The sequence below is a fragment of the Shewanella frigidimarina NCIMB 400 genome, assembly GCF_000014705.1.
Lineage (GTDB): Bacteria > Pseudomonadota > Gammaproteobacteria > Enterobacterales > Shewanellaceae > Shewanella > Shewanella frigidimarina.
In genome coordinates this window covers 2,602,688-2,622,889 of sequence record NC_008345.1, presented here as the reverse complement: position 1 = coordinate 2,622,889, position 20,202 = coordinate 2,602,688, and the positions used below count along the sequence as shown (strand labels likewise).

The window sequence follows — 20,202 nt, the reverse complement described above, 5'->3', positions numbered from 1 at the left end:
TTGTTTGAAATAAAAAAGGCAAATGCACTGCATTTGCCCCAAATTTTCACTGTTAACATTTAGTGTGATTTGGCATCGTTCATAGACGCTTTAGGCTTAACCAGTTTTGGTAAGTATTTCTTAGTGCTAGGAATATTATTTAAATATGGTCCCTTATGTAACGTTTCAGGCCAATCTAGTAACATCATTGCTAATACGTTTCTGTGTTCACCAGAAGATAATTCAGCTTTTCCATGTGGTGACGGGATCATCATCAGTTTAGGATCGTAAGCTGCAATCACATGCTTTTTAACTTTATCTACCACTGGGTTATCACCGTTGCCGGTAATTAAGAAACTAATACCTACTTCAGTAATAATATCTTCGGTAGTATCGGTCAAAATGCGATCAATGTTTTTTTCAAAGTAATTTAAAATCCACTGATATTCTTTTGGGTCAACCGAATGTTGATAATACTCGCTAGCTGAAAAAATAAAGTGAGTCATACCATAAACTTTGTTTTTATATTGACTCTTTTTGAGCTTAGCATCATTGCTGTCAGGATAAGTGTTAATGAAGGCTTGTTTGTAAGCTTCATAATAGTCACCGACACCAACTTGCTTAGCCCAGTACACATAGTTAATTAGCTGTGCCGCCCAAGCTATGATCATCTTCTTATCTGTTAAAGCGGGTTCTAAGTTGGCATTTTTTAAGGTTTTAATCATTAAATCATGACACGGTCCGGTAAAACCAAATTCGTCTACACGACTGGCGTAACGTAATAAAACATCGCTATATAACATAAAATTCGGGTAAGGGGCGATGGCTTCTTTACGCGCGATACCGCGAGGACCTTTGCCTAACTTATCCACTTCAATTTGTGATTCGCTTTTAATAAAACCGGGTTTATCAAGATTACAAGAATAGTAAGCTTGGCGCTCTGCAATGGTTAGTAAATCGATTAATGAGCCATTAGCGTATTTGGTTTCGCCCGTCATACGAAATTGACGAATAGCATAATGCCCTTGCACACGCGGAGGTAATGAATAAAGGTTGGTTTCTAAATTGGTTTTAATGCCTTGATAAACTTGGTCAGCCGTTAAATTATGTGATGTTTTTTCAACTGACTCTTTAGCGAACGCCACACTACTAAACAACGTAGCTGACAATAGTAAATACGAGAGTGTTTTACTCTTGCGTAGTTCCAGCATGTTTAAATCTCCTGATAAGTGAATGTGGGTCAATTGGTAGGCCAATAAGCCGCTCAAGTTGATCGTTTAAGGTTAAATGTGTTTCGTTTACAACCAATAAATCAAATATCTCATTAGGCGATATTTGGGCTGGTGTCTCTGCAATGATTAATTGAGCCAATGCCGTTTGCCATAAAGGAAGATAATGATTAATACCTTGATTAGCAATAGCTTGATAACAAAATATTGCATCCGTTGCGTTTGTCCATGGTAAGCCAAAGCTTTGTTCAAAAGCTGTAGACAGAGATTGATTATGGCTTAACCAAACCTCCTGTTGCGGACCTTTGAAGTCACCTTTATATTGATAAAAAGCTAGCGAAACCTTTGCTCTAAATACCCATAATTGTTGTTGATATTGCGCCACTAATTGATGACGTTTAGACAATTTTGGTAGGTTTAGCTGCTGCTCAAGGTAGTATGCGAGCCATTGCGTGGCAATCGCATGGGCCTCAGTGTTTTGTGCTCTATTGGTGAGGAAATAAAACTGACGACCTTGCGCCAAGGATACTATTGCTCGACTTATTGCGTTAATTAATTTTTGTTGTTGTTTTACGTTGGTTAATTGTGATGGAAAGTTTAGCGAATATTGACCGAATTGATGACCTATAACAGTTTGTTTTATCAATTGACTATCTACGTTTAAAGGATTGTGTTGTTCATCTTGTGTATATGTAAAAATTTCTCCCATTAATCGCTGTTGGTGCCAAACGCGGATGAGTTGCGTATCACTAAGGCTGTTTTGTTGACTATCACTAGGCGACGTCGTTTTGTCTATTTTAGAATGATCAACTCTAGCATCACCTACTGTGATGAATTCAAACTTGAGATCTAAAGCTTTTAGGCTTTCGAAGATTTTCTGTAAAAATGCATCCGTAGCAATCGGCTTTATGGTCGATGAATTACTGACTCGGCTAAGGGCATTGGCGATATTCCATGGCGCAATATCAAGGTTAATTGTTTGGCTTGCTAAGAATTGCGTTAACAACTGTGGCGTTAGGTCATGTAATGAGAGTTGTGCCTGTGCGCTATTATCATAGTCTTGAGCAATAGCATGCTGTTGTTGTAATCGATGAATTAATGCAAGCGCTGAAGCTTGTTTGTCTTTCGCACGAATTTGATAGGCAAGCCAAGCCTGTTTTCTACAATGTTCATTGGGCTGTTTAAGTAAATATTTGGCAATACGAATCTCAATATTGGTATTGTTGTTATCCGCATTCAGTTCATTAGTTAATGCACAGTCCGGCTGATTAAACTGCATGGTAAATTGCTGCTGTGATAATGCTTGATTATTGCTTGCCTGGGCGCTGTGCAGTTTTGACTTTTGGATTAACTCCCACTGCGATTTTCTTATGGCGACTAAGCGTTGTCCTAATTGATCATAAGGTGGTCGAAGCTGTAGCAACTGATCAATTAAGCGTTGGGTATTGGCTGCTGTAGCTAGCGCATAAAGTTCATCGGCAAGGTGTAATTGACACCATAATAAGCCTTGTCTATTTAGGCTGTCGTTGGCGAAAGGGCGGTAATATTGAATTCTGTCGTTGATATTATTTAACGCAAGTGTGCGTTTTTCAAATTCAACAGCTTGTTGTTCAACAGACTGAAAAGAAACAAGCTTGTCTTGTCCTAAATCAGGTTGATATTGTAAGCACTGTTCGACGAACAGTGCTAAGGGATTAGCCACAGCGCTTGCTGTGGCCAAAAGATTAAAAAATAGGGTTGCTACAAAAATGCTTTTTAGCATAAGCCACGCGTTCCTCAACTGACATTGTTGAGCTTTTCATCGCTTCGACATGCTTAAGTCGAGGTAAAATCCCTCTACCGTTGGCAATTTGAATTGTTAGACCTGGTCGGGCATTCAATTCAAGTAGCAGTGGGCCTTTGTTTTTATCTAACACCATGTCAGTACCTAAATACCCTAACTCGCACATTTCGTAGGCACTCGATGCCGTGTGGAGTAAGGTTTCCCAATGAGGAACTTTGATGTTCGACAGTGGAAAATGAGTATCAGGATGCTTATCAACGGGTAAATCAAATTGCACAGCATGCAAACTGCTTCCGGTAGCGATATCCAAACCCACACCTACAGCGCCTTGGTGTAAATTTGCTTTACCATCAGATGCAGCAGTTGATAAACGTAACATTCCCATGACAGGAAAGCCTTTAAACACAATTAAGCGGATGTCAGGGACACCTTCATAACTTAAGCCTTCAAAGACTGGATCAAATTCAATTAGTCCTTCAACAATCGCGACATCAGGCTTACCGCCGAGTGAGAATAAACCACTTAAAATGTTAGATACATGACGATAAATTTCACTATGAGTCACTTCGTGGCCATTGGGCTTGTAATAACAGCCATTGCTCACTCTGGTTATTACCATAATGCCTTTACCGCCAGAACCTTTTGCCGGTTTTATGACAAAACCGCTACGGTCAAGAACCATAGCTGGAATTTCTTGGATTTTATGTTGTTCATGAACAACCCCAATTAAATCGGGAACCGCAATGCCATTAGCAAGCGCAAGTTGCTTAGTAATTAGTTTGTCATCAACGCGTTTATAAAACTTACGCTGATTATAACGACCAATATAGCTAATATTGCGCCTGTTCATGTTGAGTACACCGCTACGGCTCAATTCCCAGGGCCAGGCGTACTTCATTATTGCTCTCCAACTAATGGTTTAAAGCGTTTTAGCTCAGTTAAACGGTAACCAGTGTACTGTCCCATCACTAATACCAAGGCTAAAATCACTAAATGAATGCCTAAGAAGTTGAATACCCAATGTTGAACTAATTGGTTGTCCATAGCTAAGTACGCCAATGTCGCCACAAATAAGCTACCGCCACCCGATACAAAGACTTTTTTAGGACCTTCTTCTTCCCACAGAATAGACATACGTTCAATAGTCCAGGCAAGAATGATCATCGGGAAGAAGGTAATGGTTAATCCTTCACTTAAACCTAACTTGAATGAAATTAAGGTAAACAAGCCGATAATAAAAATCACCACGATAATGACCGCCGATATTCGGGATATGAGCAGTAAGTTGAGTGTGGACAGATAGGAACGGATCATTAAACCAAAGGCAACAATCAATAAAAAACCGATTAAGCCAGTTAATAGGGTAGTTTGGATGAACGCTAGCGCAATCAAAACAGGCATAAAGGTACCTGATGTTTTGATGCCAACAATGACACGTAAAAACACCACGACTAATACGCCGATTGGGATTAATAGAATGCCTTTAAAGGTGCTTTGTTCTTCAAGTGGTAACTGATATAGGGAGAAATCCCATGCATCGTCATTCATCATCATGTCGATAGATGTTGCTAATGCTGAACGAGTATCTTGTAGCATTGAGAAATTAACTAATGAATTATTTCCTCCCATGACATCAAGCACAGAGTGACCAGTATATTCCCATAGCACTAGGGTATTATCACGGCCTTTTTTGTTGTTTGGAACGTCAAAAAGCTCCCATGCCCCATCATTATAAACTTGAACATATGATGTAAGCTGTTGACGACGTCGCTGATCTTCAAGTTGCAAACCATTAACGATACGTGCAGGGACACCTTTTGAATGCAACATGCGTACAAACAAATTGGTTGAAGTATTAGCAGATAATAACAACGCCATATTCTGGCTTTGATCGTTATCGTTAATCAAATTCATCAATTGTTGAGCAAACGATAGATTAGTCGCACTGCGAGCCCATACTTCTTCAATGACTTGCTCTGCTGCTGATTTTTCTGTTGCAGGCCATGAATATAATTCTGGCGTGGCAGGTTCTTCGACAGCTTCAATATTAAGCTTGCCTGTCGGTACTAAAGTCACTCGGTAATATAATGCTTGTGAGCCAGAAGCATCACGTATTGACCATACTGCGCGACGATTATGGGCATCAGCTGAAATATTTAAGCCATAACCTGGTGATGATGCATTTTCAACTAAGATGTCAAATGCAGGATCGTTCGGTAATGAGAAATTGACCTCAGCAGGTTGATTCGTTCCATTAAAACTGATTTTGGCATCCACAGCCCAGCTTTGTACCTGTTCACCAGGTAAAAAAGGCACATTGTGTTCAACACCACGATATATGCTGGTGCTAATACCAATGATAAATAGCAACGCAACGAATATGTAAAACGGTTTACGAGAATGCATTACGGATCCTACTTAATTAACGTGGTAATTTGGTTTTTGGCTTTACCATGAACGTAGATTTGGCCTACATCAACAATGGCAATATCTTTCATAAACTTACGACCTAGTAACAAAGGATAATCTAGGTGGCTTCGATCCGTAAGGTTTAAATCCGTTTCGGCTGCATATTTACCTATTTTTAAATGGGCGTGGATAACTGGGCGGCGATCATCACCTGTATCAGCATCTTGTTTTATACGGACAAAGCGCTCAACTTTAGATTCAAATGTATTGACGGGTTGGTCTATTCCATTAGTCATCACGTCATAGCGAACCCATTGTTCGCCTTCTCGTTCAAACAATACGATATTGCGCGCATCTAAAGATGATGACTCAGCACCAGTATCGATGCGAGTCGCAAACTTGGCTTTGACTTCATCAACAAATACACTCTCGACTTCACCAAGTAAAAACTTCTCGCCAATCATAGCTTCCGGACATTGTTGTGGAACCGAGACTGGTTTTGGCATTGGTGGTTGAACAATGATGGTTTTTGGTTTTTGACTCATCGCGGTGCTTATCTGAGTCTTCAATTTACGCATTTCCTCAGAAAGAGCGCTTATGTCGCTTGCTTGCTGACTATTCTGTGAATTAATGGCATCAATAATGACGGTTTGCGAAACTTGCAAACTGCTATTCAAGTCAGCATTTGTCAGCGGAGGTGTTATTGGTTTTTGGATGGTTGTACAACCCGATATTAGGGCCGCTGCAACGGATAGAGCAATTACCTGCTTTAACATGTCAATTCCTGTTGAATAGTAATATTTATACTAGATCGTGATTCGGTTGGTTCTTTGTTGCAATAATGATGGCCCTCTTGGGCGCGGGATAACCTTCTACGGTTAAACTCACATCATTAGGATCGAGATAATCGACTAGAGATTCATTTTTCATCCAGTGGGTGCTGCGTTGTTCTGCCAGTGAGGTGATATCGATGTCAACACAACGAATATCAATAAACTCACATTTCTTTAACCATAACATTAAGGCAGCAACAGATGGTATAAACCAAACGTTGTTCATTTTGCCATATCTATCTTGTGGAACAAGTACTGCATTTTCATCGCCATCAATCACCAGTGTTTCAAGTACCAGTTCACCACCGACTCTTAATTGGTCGCGTAATTGTAGTAAATGGTCTATCGGTGAGCGACGATGGTAGAGCACGCCCATAGAAAACACCGTATCAAAGGCATCTAATGGAGGTAATTCTTCTATGCCCAGAGGCAACAAATATACTGGGTGCTGATTGCCGGCCACTCGTTTGATTGCTTCAAATTGGCATAAAAATAACGGTGAAGGATCAATGCCTACAACGCGAGTTGCACCATCACCTAACATCCGCCACATGTGGTAGCCACTACCACAACCCACATCTAACACAGTGCGATTTTTTAATGGCGAAATAAAATTTTTGACTCGATCCCATTTCCAATCACTGCGCCATTCAGTGTCAATTTGAATACCATGAACGGAAAATGGACCTTTACGCCATGGTTGAAACACCTCCAGTAAATTAGTGAGTTTTTCAACTTGTCCGGGGCTGAGTTGTTCTCCGGTTCCAATAGTTACACTGCTGCTAAAATCGATATTATCCGGTTGAGGATAATGTAATTTATTGAGCACTTTTTCCCATTTAGGTAAATTACCGTGTTTATGATCTCGTTGCCATTTACCTAAAATTGCCGGTAAAGTTTCTAACCAGTGTTGTAGGTTTGAATCAGCAATGTCTTTATAAAAAGAGCTAAAATTGATCATTTAATCGCTACCATAGATGCAAAGTTAAAACATTGAAACCAAACTGAGAAGTGACTAAAGCCGTTTTCGGTTAAGCGTTGTTGGTGTACATTTAAGCTATCTGGACGCATAACGTTCTCTAATGCACTGCGTTTCTGACTTATCTCGAGCTCACTATACCCATTTGCGCGCTTAAAATCTAAATGCTGTTCATCTAGTAATTGTTGGATATGATTATCTTCAAAGAATAATTTTTCTGAAATGACTAAAATTCCACCCGGTAACATACCATCGTAAATACGTTTAATTAAAGCATCCCGATCATGAGTGGGTAGAAATTGTAGGGTAAAGTTTAACACCACCATAGACGCATTCTTGATGTCGATATCTCTGATATCAGCACACAATAAATTGACTTTGATGTCGCTGACATACGCTGCAAGATTTTCAGTGCAACGTTCAATCATCGACTGACTGTTGTCTACCGCATAAATTTGACATCCGCGCCCTTCAATTTGGCGACGAATGCTTAACGTAGCTGAGCCTAATGAACTGCCGAGATCGTATATATTGCTTTGGGGTGTGACAAAACGGTTAGCAAAATCACCAATGGTATTGATGATTTGTGCGTAGCCAGGAACGGAGCGACGGATCATGTCATTAAATACACCGGCAACACGTTGATCAAATTGAAAATCTGTAATTTGGTCGGTCACATGAGCGTATATCGTATCTTGTTGAGAGTTCATCAGCTGTAATGTGGAAAAGTTAGAAATGTATTTTAGCTAATCATGGTGAACTGCAGCAAGTATCTAGCTGGTAATTTGTGAGTTTTTTTTCAATTTGTTGACAATCATGTTAATGAGGCTGGTTTTGAATGCTCATGAATGCTGGTATTATGTACATAAGCTTCAGATTATTAATTTCTATTCATAAAATTAGCATGACTCAAGACTGAATAATGATATTATTTATCCTTGTTACAAAATAGCAACAAAAGATGTTTGCTTTCAAGCATTTTACGCTCCTTCATGATTCATATCGTGCCTAAGGGGTAAGTAAATTCACCTGAAAATGGCAATGACTAAGCTTATTAAATAAATAAGTATAAAAAGTGAAAGTATTAGGGAAAAAACTTGAAATTTATACCTTGGATATTAGCAATGTTATTTGCGTGGATATCATTACCCGCGCAGGCAATACATTCAGATAAAACCGAACTGTCAGTAGATCATTTACCCTTAGTCATCGTGATGGGTGAAGATACTTATCCATTTGAATATTTGGATGAGAAGGGCACTCCAGCAGGGATTTTGGTCGATTTATGGCGCGAGTGGTCCATCATTACTGATACCAAGGTACAATTTGTGTCTCGGCATTGGCAACAGTCACTTGATCAGCTGGAACAGAAAAAAGCTGACATACATATTGGTATGTCTCAAAACCAAGCACGGTTAAAAAAGTTCGATTTTGCAAAACCATTTACTTCCTTAAATACCTATTTATACATTCATAAGTCGCTGAGTAGTAAAAAACAAATTAGCGATTTGGTTCCCTATCAAGTCGGTATCGTCAGTGGATCATCCCATGAAGCAACATTATTAGCGCTAGAACCTAAGCTTAGTTTTAAGCGTTATCAAAATCGTGAACAATTATTACAAGCCGCCGTAAAAGGTGAGTTATTTGTTTTTGCCGGTATTGAAGGATACCAGCGCAATTTGGCGCTTGAACAAGACATAGCCGCAAACTTTTACAGTTCATCGCGTATTCTCATCAAAAAAATCAACCTAGCCCCAGCGGTGGTAAAAGGGGATTTGGATCTTCTCAACAAGATTAACCAGGGTTTTGAATTAATACCTGCAAAAGTTATTCAGCAAATAGAGCGGCGGTGGTTAGGTTATCATCGACAAACTACAGGGGTGATTATCGCGATGCAAAACGGTGTCGAACCTTATGCGGATATCGGTGCTGATGGATTACCACATGGAATGTTGGTGGATTTGTGGACTTTATGGTCTGAAAAAACCGGTATCAATATTGATTTTGTCGCTGGTGACATGAGTAGTACAATTGATGATGTTAAACGTGGTGTCGCAGATGTTCATATTGGTTACCCTGAAAGCCAAGATATGCGCACAGGTTTGAAACAAGCGTGGCATATTATTTCGGTTAAAAGCCGTTTTTTTAGCTCAAACTTAACATTAAATAACATTGAAGACATTGTGATGCGGATTGGCGTTTATCCTACAGCGCCTTATATCAGTGATATTAAAAAAGCTTTTCCTAAGGCGCAATTACGCTTTTATGATTCATTAGATGCCATGGTTAAAGCCGCACGTAACGATGAAATCAGCGGTTTTGTTTCATCTGCAGCAATGACGTCTCATTATTTATTGGCTAATAAGTTGTGGGCAGAATTTCGTCAATATACTGATATCGAATTTTCGACAGATATGTATGTATTAACCCGTATTGACGACAGTGGTTTAGCCGATCGGATTCAAGCTGGATTTAATTTAATTTCTGTTGAAGAACAAGTTCAGGTTGAGCGTAAATGGTTAATTAATCCAGATGACCGCTTTTTTGCGAATTCTGCCAATAAAATAAAATTAACAACACAACAAAAGCAATATGTTAGTAGTTTAGGCGCCATTAAAATGGGTTACCTGAAAAATTGGGCCCCTATGGAATTCCAGGGCAAAAATGGTGAGTTTTTAGGGGTGAATGCAGACATTAAAAACTTACTAGTCAAGCAACTCAATTTAACTATTATCCCAGTGGCTTACGATGATTTTGGTAACATGATGAATGACCTAATTAAAGGTGAAATTCATTTAGTGGCCAGTATGGCTAAAACGGTTGAGCGCGAAAACAAACTAGCATTCTCTTTAGCATATTGGCCATCACCTTGGGCGATAGTCACGTCGCTAAGCCAACCTCCCATTTTTAATATTTCACAGGTAACAGGTAAACGTCTGGCTGTTGTTGACGGTTACCATATTGTCGATCAGCTTCGCCAACAATACCCAGGTATAAAATTAGTGCCCGTTGCAGACACTAAACAAGGTATGGAAGCCGTTATCACAGGTAGCGCGGATATGTTTGTTGAACAAGTTGCAACATTGGCGACTACGTTAAAAGGTGGCCAATATCCGAGTTTGAAAATGTCTTTATTAGCTGAGTTAACCGAGCAGCACAGCCACATAGGGTTATTCCCAGGCGTGAAAAATTTAGTGCCTTTGATTGATAGAGTCATTGCGACTATCGATGAAACCGAACAACAGAACATGTACCAAAAATGGGTCTCGCTAGATCTTAATAGTGACACATTACGCTATCAACGGTGGTTGAAAATATTAGTGATTGGTTTGTTAATTATCACCCTAATAGCCATTGTAATATTAATGTCGAATCGGCGCCTAAATGTCGAAATTCAAAAACGGCTTAAAGCTGAAGAAAATCTTCGATTTATGGCCAATCATGATAATTTAACCGCATTGCCAAATCGCAGTTTACTTGACGATAGATTAGCGCAAGCCACATTGACTCATCATCGAGATAAATCAAAATTTGCACTGTTGTTTATTGATTTAGATGGTTTTAAAGCAATAAATGATCAATATGGTCATCATGTTGGGGATAAGTTATTACAGCGTATCGCCCTGTTATTAGGCAAGCATGTAAGAGAATCTGACACGGTTGCTCGCTTTGGTGGCGATGAGTTTGTGGTGTTATTAAATCATATCGAAGCCAAAGAAAATGCCCGTCAAGTGGCTGAAAATATCTTATTAGGATTAAAGAAACCGTTATTAATCGATGATATTAATGTCTCTATTTCGGCCAGTATTGGTATCGCTATTTTTCCTAATGATGCCGATACCGCTGCTTCATTATTGAAAAAATCAGATCAGTTAATGTATCAAGCTAAAAAGGTGGGTGGTCATCAATATAAAATGAGCTGATTATAGTTGCTGATTTTTCCGTCAGTTGATCCAGTTTATTCGCTATAGGTCTGGTTAATTGATGCAATCTGCCTGATACTTCAATGCATAAGTTTGAGTCACGGTATATAATGCCGTTTTTATCGTTTTCGATTTCCAAAATACCGCTTTGTGGATAAAGGATAGAGTTCAATGCGCAGTCATTATTGTGGAGACATTAATCAGTCTCATCTAGGTCAAGAAGTTACTTTAGTCGGTTGGGTCAACCGTAGTCGAGATTTAGGCGGAGTTGTTTTTTTAGACTTACGCGATAGAGAAGGGCTAGTACAAGTTGTTTATGACCCAGATCTAAAAGATGTTTTTGAAATGGCAAGCACATTGCGCAGTGAATTTTGTGTTCAAATAAAAGGTGTTGTTCGCGCTCGTCCAGAAAGCCAAATCAATTCACAAATGAAAACTGGTGAAATTGAGATTTTGGGTAAGCAACTGACCATTATTAATGCGTCAGCTCCTTTACCATTAAGCATGGATAACTATCAAAACAATAGTGAAGAACAACGTTTAAAATACCGTTATTTAGATTTACGTCGTCCAGAAATGGCCGAGCGCCTTATTTTTCGCGCAAAAGTGACCAGCTCAGTCCGTCGCTTTTTAGACGGCAATGGCTTTTTAGATATCGAAACGCCTATTTTGACTAAAGCCACTCCAGAAGGTGCGCGTGACTATTTAGTGCCAAGTCGAACTTATAAAGGTCAATTTTTTGCTTTGCCTCAATCACCACAGTTGTTCAAACAGTTGTTGATGATGTCTGGTTTTGATCGCTATTATCAAATCGTAAAATGCTTCCGTGATGAAGATTTACGTGCAGATCGTCAGCCTGAATTTACTCAAATCGATATTGAAACCTCATTCATGTCTGCCGAACAAGTCATGGAAAAAACTGAACAAATGATGCGCGGTTTATTTCAAGATTTATTGAATGTAGATTTAGGTGATTTTCCTCGTATGACCTACGCCGAAGCAATGAAGCGTTATGGTTCAGATAAACCTGATTTACGTAATCCACTTGAATTAGTTGATATTGCTGATTTGGTTAAAGATGTTGAATTTGCGGTATTTAATGGCCCTGCAAATGATGTTGAAGGTCGCGTTGCGGCACTTCGTATTCCAACTGGTGCATCTTTATCTCGTAAGCAAATTGACGATTACACTAAATTTGCCGGCATTTATGGTGCTAAAGGCTTAGCGTGGATGAAAATAAATGACTTAGCTGCAGGCATGGATGGTATTCAGTCGCCTGTACTTAAGTTTTTAACAGAATCTATTGTTAACGACATTATTAGTCGTACGGGTGCACAAACCGGCGATATCATTCTATTTGGCGCAGATAAAGCCAATGTCGTGGCAGAAGCTTTGGGCGCATTGCGCTTAAAAGCTGGTGAAGATTTCAAGTTACTTGAAGGTGAGTGGCGCCCAATGTGGGTTGTCGACTTCCCGATGTTTGAGAAAATTAACGGTGGATTCCACGCTGTTCATCATCCATTCACTGCGCCTCGCGGTATTAGCCCAGCAGAATTAGCAGCAGATCCAGCAGCAGCTATTTCAGATGCCTACGACATGGTATTAAATGGTTGTGAATTAGGTGGCGGTTCAGTGCGTATTCATAACGCCGAAATGCAAAGTACTGTATTCAGTATTTTAGGTATTGAAGCTGAAGAAGCACAAGAAAAATTTGGTTTCTTGCTTGAAGCGTTACGCTACGGAACACCACCACACGCTGGTTTAGCATTTGGTTTGGATCGTATTATTATGTTGATGACCGGCGCAAGCTCAATTCGTGACGTAATGGCATTCCCTAAAACGACTACCGCAGCATGTCCATTAACTAACGCTCCTGGTTTTGCAAACCCAGTGCAGTTAACTGAATTGGGTATAGCGGTGATTGAAAAGGTTAAAACTGAAGAATAAACATTATTGTTCAGCGTAATAGGCTCTTAAAAGAGCACCACATACCGAGGCTGCTGCCTCGGTATGTTTTTAACAAGTATGGTTTTCTACTTGAATGATCCAATTGGATAACAGGAGTTTAAGATGGCAGGACACAGTAAATGGGCCAATATAAAACATCGTAAAGCCGCACAAGATGCTAAACGCGGTAAGCTGTTTACCAAATTTATTCGAGAGCTTACCGTCGCCGCTCGTGAAGGCGGTTCAGATGTTGATGCCAACCCCAGATTACGCGCTGCAGTTGATAAAGCCTTATCCAATAATATGACCCGTGACACCGTTGAACGTGCAATCAAACGCGGTGCCGGTGAAATGGATGGTCAGCAATTAGAAACCATTATTTATGAAGGCTATGGTCCTGGTGGTACAGCGGTCATGGTTGAAACGATGACCGATAATCGAAATCGCACCGTTTCTGGTGTGCGCAATGCTTTTAATAAGTCGGGTGGTAACTTAGGTACCGATGGTTCAGTGGCGTATTTGTTTACCAAATCTGGCATTATTTCTTATGACACCGATATTGATGAAGATAGCTTAATCGACAGTGCATTAGACGCTGGTGCAGAAGATGTTATTACTCATGATGATGGCTCTATCGATGTATTTACCACTCCTGATGCCTTTGGCAAAGTAAAGGATGCACTTGATAGTGCTAGTTTTGGATCTGTTCATGCTGAAGTGACTATGGTTGCATCATTAAAAGCTGAACTTGATGCCGATACCGCCGAAAAATTTTTACGTTTAATCGATATCTTAGAAGACCATGATGATGTACAAGAGGTATATCATAATGCTGAGATATCAGATGACGTTATGCAAGCGTTAGACAACGCATGAGGCATGAATGGCCATTATTTTAGGAGTCGATCCCGGCTCCCGCATTACAGGCTATGGTGTGATCCAATGCCAAGGCCGTCAACAGATTTACCTTGGTAGTGGCTGTATTCGAACCTCTGCTGATGATTTACCACAACGATTACAACAAATTTATGCAGGCTTATGCGAAATCATTACCCAATATAAACCAGATGAGTTTGCTATTGAGCGGGTATTTATGGCTAAAAATGCTGATTCAGCCTTAAAGCTTGGTCAAGCCAGAGGCGCGGCAATTGTTGCAGCTACTTGTGCTGGACTGCCCGTTGCGGAATATAGCGCAACTCAGATTAAAAGTGCTGTAGTGGGCACTGGCCGAGCTCAAAAAACGCAAGTTCAACATATGATTAAGCAATTACTTAAACTACCTGCTTCACCTCAAGCTGACGCGGCTGATGCATTAGGGGTAGCAATATGCCATTTTCATACTTATCAAAGCCTTATCGCTATGGGCGGTAAAGCTAGCAGCAGAACATATGGAAGATACAAATGATAGGTCGTCTAAGCGGAATATTAGTAGAAAAGCAAGCGCCTGAAGTGGTGCTTGATGTCAATGGCGTCGGTTATGAGTTACAAGTGCCGATGACCAGCTTTTATGAATTACCAGCGTTAAACCAAGCTGCTATGTTATTTACTCATTTTGTGGTGCGTGAAGATGCTCAGCTACTTTACGGTTTTATCACTAAACAAGAACGTGCATTATTCCGTTTATTGATTAAAACCAATGGCGTTGGGCCTAAACTGGCATTAACTATTTTGTCGGGTATGACAGCGTCTGAGTTCGTGTCATGTGTTGAACGTGATGATATTGCGACTTTAGTAAAACTGCCTGGCGTTGGTAAGAAAACCGCAGAGCGTTTGGTGATTGAAATGCGTGATAAGCTTAAAAGCTTACTTGAAGCTTCTGCAGGTTCAGAGCGCGAGTTTATGCTGCAAAGTAATTATACTCCAGCAGCGGCTGTTGATAGTGCAGAAGAAGATGCCATTTCAGCTTTATTGTCATTAGGTTATAAACCTGCTCAGGCCAGTAAGTCAGTTTCTGCGGCTTTTAAAGAAGGCATGAGTTCAGAAACGCTAATTAAAGCTGCATTAAAATCAATGCTATAAATATGATATGCATAAACAGGGTACGTAAAAATGATTGAAGCTGATCGACTAATCCAACCGCAGGTACAAGGTCAAGATGAACTGATTGATCGTGCTATGCGCCCTAAAATGTTGGATGAGTATACCGGTCAAGATGATACTCGAGCTCAGCTTAAGGTTTTTATTCAAGCCGCGATAAATCGTCGTGAAGCCCTCGATCACATGCTGATTTTTGGTCCTCCAGGTTTGGGGAAAACAACGTTAGCCATGATTGTGGCTAACGAAATGGGCGTGAATATCAAATCCACTTCTGGCCCTGTGCTTGAAAAAGCGGGTGATTTAGCGGCATTATTAACCAATCTTGAAGAAGGTGATGTGCTGTTTATTGATGAAATCCATCGCTTAAGCCCTGTAGTGGAAGAAATTCTTTATCCAGCAATGGAAGATTACCAACTGGATATTATGATTGGTGATGGTCCAGCCGCGCGTTCAATTAAATTGGATTTGCCGCCATTTACTCTTATCGGCGCCACGACTCGTGCTGGTGCATTAACCTCGCCATTGCGGGCTCGTTTTGGTATTCCATTACGTTTAGAGTTTTATAACGTCGCAGACTTAACCACAATTGTAACTCGTTCAGCCAACGTAATGAACCTTGAGATAGATGAACAAGGGGCTATTGAAATTGCTAAGCGTTCACGCGGAACTCCGCGAATTGCCAATCGATTATTACGTCGAGTACGCGATTATGCCGAAGTAAAGCATGACGGTAAAGTGTCTCAAACAGTGGCTGAATATGCATTGGATTTATTGGATGTAGATGACCAAGGTTTTGATTACTTAGACCGTAAATTATTATTGGCCATTATTGATAAATTTATGGGTGGCCCTGTTGGATTAGACAATCTAGCGGCAGCCATCGGTGAAGACCGCGAAACAATTGAAGATGTATTGGAGCCTTTTTTAATTCAACAAGGGTTTATTCAACGCACGCCAAGAGGGCGTATCGCTTCTCAAAGAGCCTATGATCATTTTAGTTTGGTTAGACCTGAAAAAGCTTAACCTGTTTATTTCTATTTTAGCCATACATTAACGACGTTCAGGTATACCGTCATTAACAGTGATGTGTTGGTACAAAATCTCGGTCATCAAAATAATAAAACCAGCTTATGCTGGTTTTATTATATCTAGCGTATCTAAAGCGTACTTTAAGTAGAACTAATGCTGCAGCAAAGCAATATTAACCTAGTGCTTCGGTCGCCGATTTCTTTTGAATTAATTCGATTTTGTATCCGTCAGGGTCTTCTACAAAGGCTATTTCGGTTTTACCGCCAGCTACTGGGCCTGGGGCTCGAGTGATTTTACCGCCAGCAGCAGCGATGGCTTCACAGCGCGCATAAATATCGTCTTCGCCAATGGCTAAATGTCCAAAACCATTACCTAAATCGTAACTATCGACACCCCAGTTATAGGTTAATTCGATAACGGCCTGGCCTGTGGTTTCTTCACCAAAACCAACAAAGGCGAGGGTGTATTTATATTCTGAGTTTTCAGATTGACGCAGTAGCTTCATGCCCATCACTTGGGTATAAAATTGAATGCTGCGTTCTAGGTTGCCTACTCGGATCATCGTATGAAGTAATTGCGACATGATATGCTCTCTTATAAAAATTTATCTAAGTTTAACAAGCTCGGATGACAATGAAAATATTAGCGGTTGATACCAATAAAATTTTGCTTTAGTTCACATTTGTGAGGATATTTTTTGGGTTAAACGCTAAAAAGCGTTATTGTTGCCATATACACATTTGGAGGCAAGACAATGAATACAGAATTGAAAATGGCATTAGGTACTACTGTTGTTATTGCGATTTGTTTTAGTGCATTTTTTGTGTCGTTGTTTTAAGCGTCAGCAAAAAATAGATAGTCCCATTTGCGCCATCACGAAAGATGTATTGGATATTAATTGATGAGTTAATATCCAATATATTGATACAAAACCCCCAAAGTGCCTTCGGTGCTTTGGGGGTTAATCTTCTGGGTATACCTTGTCTTTAAATTCGCATAAATCTTCGATTATACAGCTGCCGCATCGTGGTTTTCGTGCTAAACAGGTATAACGTCCGTGTAGAATAAACCAATGATGCACATCCACTTTAAACTCGCTCGGCACCACTTTAAGCATATTCAATTCAACTTGGTCGACATTTTTGCCAGGGGCAAACTTAGTTCGATTCGCTAACCTAAAAATATGAGTATCGACAGCAATAGTTGGCCAGCCAAAGGCGGTATTGAGGACCACATTTGCTGTTTTACGTCCTACGCCTGGTAAAGCCTCTAATGCTTCACGATTCTCTGGTACTTCACCAGCATGTAAATCAATCAACATTTTACAAGCGTTAATCACGTTAACAGCTTTGTTATTGTATAAGCCTATGGTTTTGATGTATTGCTTAAGCCCGTCAATCCCTAAGTCATATATTGCTTGAGGCGTATTGGCAACCGGAAACAACTTATCAGTTGCTTTGTTGACACTCACATCGGTTGCTTGTGCTGATAGCGTGACCGCAACGAGTAGCTCAAATGGACTCGAAAAGTTCAATTCAGTTTCAGGCTTAGGGTTATTGTCTCTTAATCTGGTAAGTATCTGGTATCGCTTATCTTTATTCATAATAATCGGTCATTTATCGTTAAGTTTACGGCCGCTCCAGATTAACTGTGCAGTCGTGTTAGTTGACTTTAGTGATCCGCGCACGCGTTACGCTAACACTTTCAACTTTAGGTTGCATGGCGTTAACTCGGCTATCGATGACATTTTTAAGGGCTATTAATAATCCCATGCCAATAAATGCTCCCGGCGGCAACATAGCCAATAAAAATGGCGTGTCCACATGCCATACATGAATGGTTAACACACTTGCCCAATCACCTAATAGTAAATCTGCACCGCCAAATAACGTTCCTTGGCCGAGCAATTCGCGGCTAGCACCTAAAACAACCAGTACAGCGGTAAAGCCTAAGCCCATCATTAATCCATCGAATGCCGAATGCGCTAATGAGTTACGCGAGGCAAATGCTTCTGCGCGGCCGATAATGACGCAGTTGGTTACAATCAAAGGTAAGAAAATACCTAATGACAAATATAAATTATAGGCATAAGCGTTGATCAGTAATTGCACGCAAGTAACAAGTGCGGCAATGATCATGACAAATACTGGTATACGAATTTCTTTAGGTACAAAATCGCGAACCAAAGAGACCAAAACATTGGAGCCAATTAATACCAACAATGTAGCGACGCCCAAACCTAATGCATTGGTGATGGTAGCAGTAACAGCTAGTAGCGGACACAATCCTAATAGTTGCACTAAACCGGGGTTATTTTTCCATAGCCCCTGAGCTGCAATTTCACTGTATTTACTCATGGTTGGCCTCACAGGCATAATGACTTTGATAAAGTGCTTGGCGATGTTGTTCGACAAATGTCAGTGCATTGGCGATCGCTTTAACATAAGCACGCGGAGTAATCGTGGCACCCGTAAATTGATCGAATTGGCCACCATCTTTTTTTACTTTCCACATGTTGGTGTTGTCTTTAAATAATTTACCACTGAAATGAGTGACCCAATCAGATTTTCGCAGATCAATTTTATCACCAAGCCCTGGTGTTTCTTGATGGGAGAGGGTACGGACACCTAATATTTCTCCCTGATTATTCACGCCAACAATGAGTTTGATTTCACCGTTATAACCATCTGGTGCAATAGCTTCTATCGCGATGGCTACGGGCAGTTCATTTTTATAGGCAAGATATGCCGGTAAGTCTGCTTTAGTGCCTAAAAGCTCCGGAGAGTTAACCAAAATGCATTGCTCACTGAGTACATTGTCGTGTAATTCAGTTGGAATAATTTGGTTCAGCGTTAAGGTTAATTGTTTTTGCTGTTGCAATAATATGGTGTCACTGGTTAGCGCATTGACTAATGCAACTAGGCCTGTGCAACATAAGGCAAACAGGCCCAGTAACAGACCATTTTTAATCATCGGGTTAGTTGTTAAAATAGACATTATTAATTTCCTACTCGATGACCATAACTGCGTGGGCGCACATAATAATCAATAAATGGTGCGCACATATTGGCTAATAACACCGCGAATGCGACAGCATCAGGATAGCCACCAAATGTTCGTATTAAGTATATGAGTAAGCCGATCATGGCACCAAAAATAAGTCGACCTCTAGGGCTTGTTGCAGCGGTAACGGGATCTGTGGCAATGAAAAATGCCGCCAGCATGGTTCCTCCCGAAAATAAATGCATTATCGGGCTAACGAAGGTATCTGGGCTGATCAAAAAACCAATACTGGCACAGACAAATAATGTCAGCACAATAGCGCCGCTAATGTGCCAGCGTATCACCTTAAGCTTTAGCATCACCAGGCCACCCACAAGATAGGCCATATTGACCCAAAACCAACCTTCGCCAACACTGCCAGAGAAGATGGTTTTAGTCATACTTTCTGTTGTGGTAAGCCCCATAGAAAGGTCTGTTTTTAATGTGTCTAGCGGCGTTGCCATGGTGGTGCCATCAATCGCCAAATGGAAAAAATCTGCTGCATAACCTGCATTTAATTGAAAAATACTGTTGAAGGTATGCAACATATCAGCGTAATTGACCGTTAAGGTTTGAGGGGCAACCCAAGACGTCATTTGTACCGGAAATGAAATCAGTAACAGGACGTATGCGGCCATAGCCGGATTAAAGACATTATTACCCAACCCACCGTAAAGTTGTTTAACAATAACGATAGCAAATAATGTTCCTATGACAATTAACCACCAAGGCGCTAATGGCGGGATTGCAACCGCAAGTAAGCTTGCGGTAACCAATGCGCTGTTATCCGTTAAGGTGGCGGTAATATTTCTATTGCGTAGTTTCATTACCGCCGCTTCTGCTAAATAAGCCACCGTAATTGCGAGTAATAATTGAACTAACGTGCCATAACCAAAATAATAGCTTTGTACTGCAATTCCTGGAATAAGGCATAGCGCCACACGCTTCATTACCGTATTGGTGTGTAACGTTGTGCTGACATGTGGAGATGAGGCAATTTTAAATGCCATAG

Annotated in this window: 18 protein-coding genes; 6 read left to right on the top strand and 12 right to left on the bottom strand. The window is 40.4% G+C overall.

Features of this window, described 5'->3' with window-relative positions; translation table 11 throughout:
- Nucleotides 1-59: 59 nt before the first annotated feature.
- Genes SFRI_RS11300 through cmoA form a run of 7 tightly spaced genes read right to left on the bottom strand, consistent with a single transcriptional unit; the run spans nucleotide 60 to nucleotide 7,922 of the window.
- A complete protein-coding gene (locus tag SFRI_RS11300; RefSeq protein ID WP_011637648.1) occupies nucleotides 60-1,190 on the bottom strand; it encodes a DUF3541 domain-containing protein in 1,131 nt (376 codons plus the stop codon).
- Entirely contained in the window at nucleotides 1,168-2,970 is a 1,803-nt protein-coding gene (locus SFRI_RS11295; protein WP_011637647.1) for a hypothetical protein, read from the bottom strand. The genes SFRI_RS11300 and SFRI_RS11295 overlap by 23 nt, the downstream gene beginning before the upstream one ends.
- Entirely contained in the window at nucleotides 2,933-3,889 is a 957-nt protein-coding gene (locus tag SFRI_RS11290) for an alpha-L-glutamate ligase-like protein (RefSeq protein WP_011637646.1), read from the bottom strand. The genes SFRI_RS11295 and SFRI_RS11290 overlap by 38 nt, the downstream gene beginning before the upstream one ends.
- A complete protein-coding gene (locus tag SFRI_RS11285; protein WP_011637645.1) occupies nucleotides 3,889-5,397 on the bottom strand; it encodes a UUP1 family membrane protein in 1,509 nt (502 codons plus the stop codon). Before SFRI_RS11285 ends, SFRI_RS11290 begins: the two co-directional genes overlap by 1 nt.
- Nucleotides 5,398-5,405: 8 nt before the next feature.
- Nucleotides 5,406-6,176 (bottom strand): ATP-dependent zinc protease family protein, encoded by a 771-nt coding sequence (locus tag SFRI_RS11280; RefSeq protein WP_011637644.1) that lies wholly within the window; start codon nucleotides 6,174-6,176, stop codon nucleotides 5,406-5,408.
- Nucleotides 6,177-6,201: 25 nt separating this feature from the next.
- Entirely contained in the window at nucleotides 6,202-7,194 is a 993-nt protein-coding gene (gene cmoB / locus SFRI_RS11275; RefSeq protein WP_011637643.1) for a tRNA 5-methoxyuridine(34)/uridine 5-oxyacetic acid(34) synthase CmoB, read from the bottom strand.
- Nucleotides 7,191-7,922: a carboxy-S-adenosyl-L-methionine synthase CmoA gene (cmoA, locus tag SFRI_RS11270; RefSeq protein ID WP_011637642.1), complete on the bottom strand. Its 732-nt coding sequence runs from the start codon at nucleotides 7,920-7,922 to the stop codon at nucleotides 7,191-7,193. Before cmoA ends, cmoB begins: the two co-directional genes overlap by 4 nt.
- A gap of 387 nt (nucleotides 7,923-8,309) precedes the next feature.
- On the opposite strand from cmoA, the gene SFRI_RS11265 reads away from it, so the two are divergent.
- From SFRI_RS11265 to ruvB, 6 genes are all read left to right on the top strand, one after another.
- Entirely contained in the window at nucleotides 8,310-11,135 is a 2,826-nt protein-coding gene (locus SFRI_RS11265) for a diguanylate cyclase domain-containing protein (RefSeq protein ID WP_011637641.1), read from the top strand.
- Between the two features lie 171 nt (nucleotides 11,136-11,306).
- Nucleotides 11,307-13,082 (top strand): aspartate--tRNA ligase, encoded by a 1,776-nt coding sequence (aspS, locus tag SFRI_RS11260; protein ID WP_011637640.1) that lies wholly within the window; start codon nucleotides 11,307-11,309, stop codon nucleotides 13,080-13,082.
- 123 nt (nucleotides 13,083-13,205) lie between these two features.
- Nucleotides 13,206-13,958: a YebC/PmpR family DNA-binding transcriptional regulator gene (locus tag SFRI_RS11255; RefSeq protein ID WP_011637639.1), complete on the top strand. Its 753-nt coding sequence runs from the start codon at nucleotides 13,206-13,208 to the stop codon at nucleotides 13,956-13,958.
- Nucleotides 13,959-13,965: 7 nt separating this feature from the next.
- Nucleotides 13,966-14,487 (top strand): crossover junction endodeoxyribonuclease RuvC, encoded by a 522-nt coding sequence (gene ruvC, locus SFRI_RS11250; RefSeq protein ID WP_011637638.1) that lies wholly within the window; start codon nucleotides 13,966-13,968, stop codon nucleotides 14,485-14,487.
- On the top strand, nucleotides 14,484-15,101 hold the full coding sequence (gene ruvA / locus SFRI_RS11245) for a Holliday junction branch migration protein RuvA (RefSeq protein ID WP_011637637.1): 618 nt from the start codon (nucleotides 14,484-14,486) through the stop codon (nucleotides 15,099-15,101). The genes ruvC and ruvA overlap by 4 nt, the downstream gene beginning before the upstream one ends.
- Nucleotides 15,102-15,131: 30 nt before the next feature.
- Nucleotides 15,132-16,142 (top strand): Holliday junction branch migration DNA helicase RuvB, encoded by a 1,011-nt coding sequence (ruvB, locus tag SFRI_RS11240; RefSeq protein WP_011637636.1) that lies wholly within the window; start codon nucleotides 15,132-15,134, stop codon nucleotides 16,140-16,142.
- A 178-nt stretch (nucleotides 16,143-16,320) separates the two neighbouring features.
- Here ruvB and gloA read toward each other — a convergent pair whose 3' ends face one another.
- From gloA to rsxD, 5 genes are all read right to left on the bottom strand, one after another.
- The gene (gene gloA, locus SFRI_RS11235; protein WP_011637635.1) at nucleotides 16,321-16,731 is read right to left on the bottom strand and encodes a lactoylglutathione lyase; all 411 of its coding nucleotides are present in this window, start codon (nucleotides 16,729-16,731) and stop codon (nucleotides 16,321-16,323) included.
- Nucleotides 16,732-17,109: 378 nt separating this feature from the next.
- Nucleotides 17,110-17,751: an endonuclease III gene (gene nth / locus SFRI_RS11230; protein WP_011637634.1), complete on the bottom strand. Its 642-nt coding sequence runs from the start codon at nucleotides 17,749-17,751 to the stop codon at nucleotides 17,110-17,112.
- A gap of 58 nt (nucleotides 17,752-17,809) precedes the next feature.
- On the bottom strand, nucleotides 17,810-18,505 hold the full coding sequence (locus SFRI_RS11225) for an electron transport complex subunit E (protein WP_011637633.1): 696 nt from the start codon (nucleotides 18,503-18,505) through the stop codon (nucleotides 17,810-17,812).
- A complete protein-coding gene (rsxG, locus tag SFRI_RS11220; protein ID WP_041413580.1) occupies nucleotides 18,498-19,121 on the bottom strand; it encodes an electron transport complex subunit RsxG in 624 nt (207 codons plus the stop codon). The genes SFRI_RS11225 and rsxG overlap by 8 nt, the downstream gene beginning before the upstream one ends.
- A 26-nt stretch (nucleotides 19,122-19,147) precedes the next feature.
- The gene (rsxD, locus tag SFRI_RS11215; RefSeq protein ID WP_011637631.1) at nucleotides 19,148-20,200 is read right to left on the bottom strand and encodes an electron transport complex subunit RsxD; all 1,053 of its coding nucleotides are present in this window, start codon (nucleotides 20,198-20,200) and stop codon (nucleotides 19,148-19,150) included.
- Between the last annotated feature and the right edge of the window lie 2 nt (nucleotides 20,201-20,202).